General features: G+C 59.4%; 3 protein-coding genes. 2 read left to right on the top strand and 1 reads right to left on the bottom strand.

The annotated features are described in order from the left end of the window. Window positions 1–78: 78 nt before the first annotated feature. Window positions 79–1050 (bottom strand): cysteine synthase A, encoded by a 972-nt coding sequence (gene cysK, locus M5J06_RS12320; RefSeq protein WP_496197098.1) that lies wholly within the window; start codon window positions 1048–1050, stop codon window positions 79–81. A 253-nt stretch (window positions 1051–1303) separates the two neighbouring features. Between cysK and ramA the strand changes: the two genes are divergently transcribed. Together ramA and murA are read left to right on the top strand one after the other, a co-directional pair. Beyond that, window positions 1304–2143: an acetate metabolism transcriptional regulator RamA gene (gene ramA / locus M5J06_RS12315; protein WP_070522991.1), complete on the top strand. Its 840-nt coding sequence runs from the start codon at window positions 1304–1306 to the stop codon at window positions 2141–2143. A gap of 21 nt (window positions 2144–2164) precedes the next feature. Then, window positions 2165–3433, top strand: a complete 1269-nt coding sequence (murA, locus tag M5J06_RS12310) for a UDP-N-acetylglucosamine 1-carboxyvinyltransferase (RefSeq protein WP_070523021.1) — start codon at window positions 2165–2167, stop codon at window positions 3431–3433. The last annotated feature ends 173 nt before the right edge of the window (window positions 3434–3606 follow it).

The raw sequence follows: 3606 nt of genomic DNA, 5'->3' as shown, positions 1-3606 counted from the left end.
GCGCCGCACCCGGGTGGTGCGGCTACCGGAAGTATCACCCCGAGCGCCGCGAGCTGCTACCAGATACTCACTGAAGCGCTACCAGATAGTCACGACACTGCTACCAAATAGCCGGTCGCAACAAATGTCCTCGAAGAGGATGGTGGAGACATAGCGCTCACCGAAGTCCGGGGCGACGACGACGATGGTCTTGCCCTTGAACTCTTCGCGCGCAGCGAGCTTGAGTGCCGCAGAGACGTTGGCACCGGAGGAAATGCCGACGAGCAGTCCTTCTTCGGTGGCCAGCTTGCGTGCGGTGGAGACGGATTCCTCGGTGGTTGCGGTGAGCACCTCGTTGAGGATCTCGCGGTCCAGAACCTCTGGGACAAAGTTGGCGCCGATGCCCTGGATCTTGTGGGGGCCAGCGTGTCCCTCGGAGAGGACGGGGGAGTCAGCGGGCTCAACGGCGACCAGATAGGTGTCGGGGTTCTGGGAACGTAGGTAGCGGCCCACACCGGTGACGGTGCCGCCGGTGCCGACGCCAGCGACGAAAGCGTCAACCTTGCCCTCAGCGTCGTCCCAGATCTCGCGGCCCGTGGTTGCCTCGTGAATCTTCGGGTTTGCCTCGTTGGCGAACTGGGAAGCCAGGATGGCGTTGGGGGTCTCAGCGATAATTTCGTTGGCCTTCTCGACAGCACCCTTCATGCCTGCAGCGCCCGGGGTGAGGACGATTTCAGCGCCATAGGCGCGCAGCAGCACCTTGCGCTCGTTGGACATGGTCTCCGGCATGGTGAGAATGACCTTGTAACCTTGGGCGGCACCGACGAGTGCCAGGCCGATGCCGGTGTTGCCGGAGGTGGCCTCAACGATGGTGCCGCCTGGCTTTAGCTCGCCGGATTCTACGGCGGTGTCGACGATCGCCTTGGCAATGCGATCCTTGACGGAATTAGCGGGGTTGAAAGACTCAACCTTCACAAGTACCTCGGCGCCGAGGCCTTCGGTCAGGCGGTTGAGGCGGACAAGCGGGGTACCGCCGATGGTGTCGAGAATATTGTTGTATACAGCCACGATGTGGACTCCTTGAAAATAAGTTCTGATGTACAGCAGACACTCTACACCGTGGCAATAGACCAAGTGGTATATAGTTTCTGAACAGATCATTCGGGCATGGCATGTGGGATTTGAGGCGTCTCATGAGGGCGAGGCGTGATTTAGAATTACCCCCGTCGGCCGGTTATACTTCGCAAATAGTGTTCGCCTACCCCCGTTTCAGGCGGGAAATGTGGGTGCACCTGCTGGTTACCCCCGAGTAAGAGAGAGTCTCATGGAGCCGCACCGACTCAAGGATGACGACGAAGCCGTACGCGCAGCGCTCTCGTCACTAAAGACCGCAACGGGAATCCCCGTCACGATGTACGGGACCTTGCTGCCGGACAATCGCCTGCAGATTACCCAGTGGGTAGGGCTGCGGACCCCGGCCTTGCAGAATTTGGTGATTGACGCGAACGTGGGCGTCGGCGGGCGCGTTGTCAGCACTCGCCGCGCGGTTGGTGTGTCCGACTACACTCGTGCCACCACAATTAGCCATGAGAATGATCGCCATATCCAAGATGAGGGACTGCATTCGATCGTGGCGGTGCCGGTCACCGTTCAGCGTGAAATCCGCGGTGTCCTCTATGTTGGTGTCCATTCGCCGGTGCGCTTGGGCGACAAGGTAATCGAGGAAGTCACCATGACCGCTCGGTGCCTCGAGCAGGATCTGGCCGTTAATTCTGCGTTGCGTCGTGCCGACGGAGGCAAGGGTGGCGCTGCTCGCGGCCACGTGATGAACGGGGCTGAGTGGGAGCAGGTGCGCTCAACGCACTCCAAGCTCCGCATGTTGGCTAACCGAGTCAACGATGAAGATCTCCGTAAGGAACTAGAGGCTCTTTGCGACCAGATGGTCTCCCCGGTGCGCGTTAAGCAGTCCACCAAGCTTTCTGCTCGCGAGCTGGATGTTCTTTCCTGCGTGGCGTTAGGGCATACCAATGTCGAGGCGGCCGAGGAAATGGGTATTGGCGCCGAAACGGTGAAGTCCTATTTGCGCTCTGTCATGCGCAAACTGGGTGCACATACTCGCTATGAGGCAGTTAATGCGGCCCGTCGTATAGGCGCGTTGCCCTGATCGTAGGTAAGTTGGGTGGGCGTGAAAGACCAATTTATTGTCTCCGGTGGGGCGCGCCTGCAGGGCACCGTCAAGGTGGACGGTGCCAAGAACAGTGTGCTGAAGCTGATGGCTGCGGCACTGTTGGCGGAGGGCACCACCACGCTGACCAACTGTCCTAAAATCCTTGATGTTCCACTGATGCGAAAGGTCCTTGAAGGCCTTGGCTGTTCAGTGGAAATCGATGGCCACACCGTGCAGATCACCACGCCGGCCACGTTGCATTCCAATGCAGACTTCGATGCGGTGCGCCAATTCCGCGCGTCGGTGTGTGTATTGGGGCCGCTGACGGCGCGCTGTGGTCACGCAAAGGTAGCTTTGCCAGGTGGCGACGCCATTGGTTCCCGCCCACTGGACATGCACCAATCTGGGCTAGAGAAGATGGGCGCTAGCACGCGCATCGAACACGGCGCCGTTGTAGCGGAGGCGGATCAGCTCCATGGCGCGAACATCAAGCTCGATTTTCCCTCGGTAGGCGCTACCGAAAATATTCTTACTGCTGCAGTCCTTGCGGATGGCGAAACCCAACTCCACAATGCGGCCCGCGAACCGGAAATTGTGGACCTGTGCACGATGCTCAAGGAAATGGGCGCCGACATCTCCGGGGAGGGGACATCCACCATCACCATTCGGGGAGTGGACAAGCTGCAACCGACGGAGCACGAGGTTATCGGTGACCGTATTGTTGCGGGTACGTGGGCATATGCTGCCGTAATGACTCGCGGGGATATCACGGTGGGCGGTATTGCTCCCAAGCACCTGCACCTGCCGTTGGAGAAGCTTAAGTCCGCCGGTGCGGATATCGAGGACTATGTCAATGGTTTCCGCGTGCGCATGGACCGGCGTCCAACTGCTGTGGACTACCAAACGCTGCCGTACCCCGGCTTCCCCACGGATCTTCAGCCGATTGCCATCGGGCTCTCCGCGGTCGCGGAAGGTACATCCATCATCACGGAAAATGTCTTTGAGTCTCGTTTCCGGTTCGTCGATGAGATGCTCCGCCTTGGCGCTGATGCCCAGGTGGATGGACACCACGTAGTTATCCGCGGTCAAGAGCGCCTGTCCTCGACGCATGTCTGGAGCTCCGATATCCGCGCAGGTGCCGGATTGGTCCTCTCCGCTTTGTGTGCGGATGAGACGACCACCGTGCACGATGTCTTTCACATCGACCGCGGCTATCCCAACTTTGTGGAGAACCTGCAGGCCTTGGGCGCCACCATCGAGCGCACTCAAGAGGAGGAGCTCTACTAAGGAGCATTGCTTGGCGACGTCCCTATGTGGCGCACCTTTTCGGTGTGTCACCTGGGGATTTGTTGTTTGTTGGGGGTGTGCGTATATTTATCCGAGTCGCCGCGAGGTAGCCGGGAGGTTAACTGGTGGTAGATGTTCGGGCAATGTTTGTTCGGCGGGTTTGACTTTGGTTG

The organism is Corynebacterium intestinale, assembly GCF_023574125.1.
Lineage (GTDB): Bacteria > Actinomycetota > Actinomycetes > Mycobacteriales > Mycobacteriaceae > Corynebacterium > Corynebacterium hesseae.
Note: the sequence above shows the minus strand (reverse complement) of the source record. Positions and strands in the feature narration are given on the sequence as shown.

Bases quoted from the DNA above. Each gene is read 5' to 3' on its own strand.
- ramA (WP_070522991.1), top strand. From the start codon at position 1,304: ATGGAGCCGCACCGACTCAAGGATGACGACGAAGCCGTACGCGCAGCG.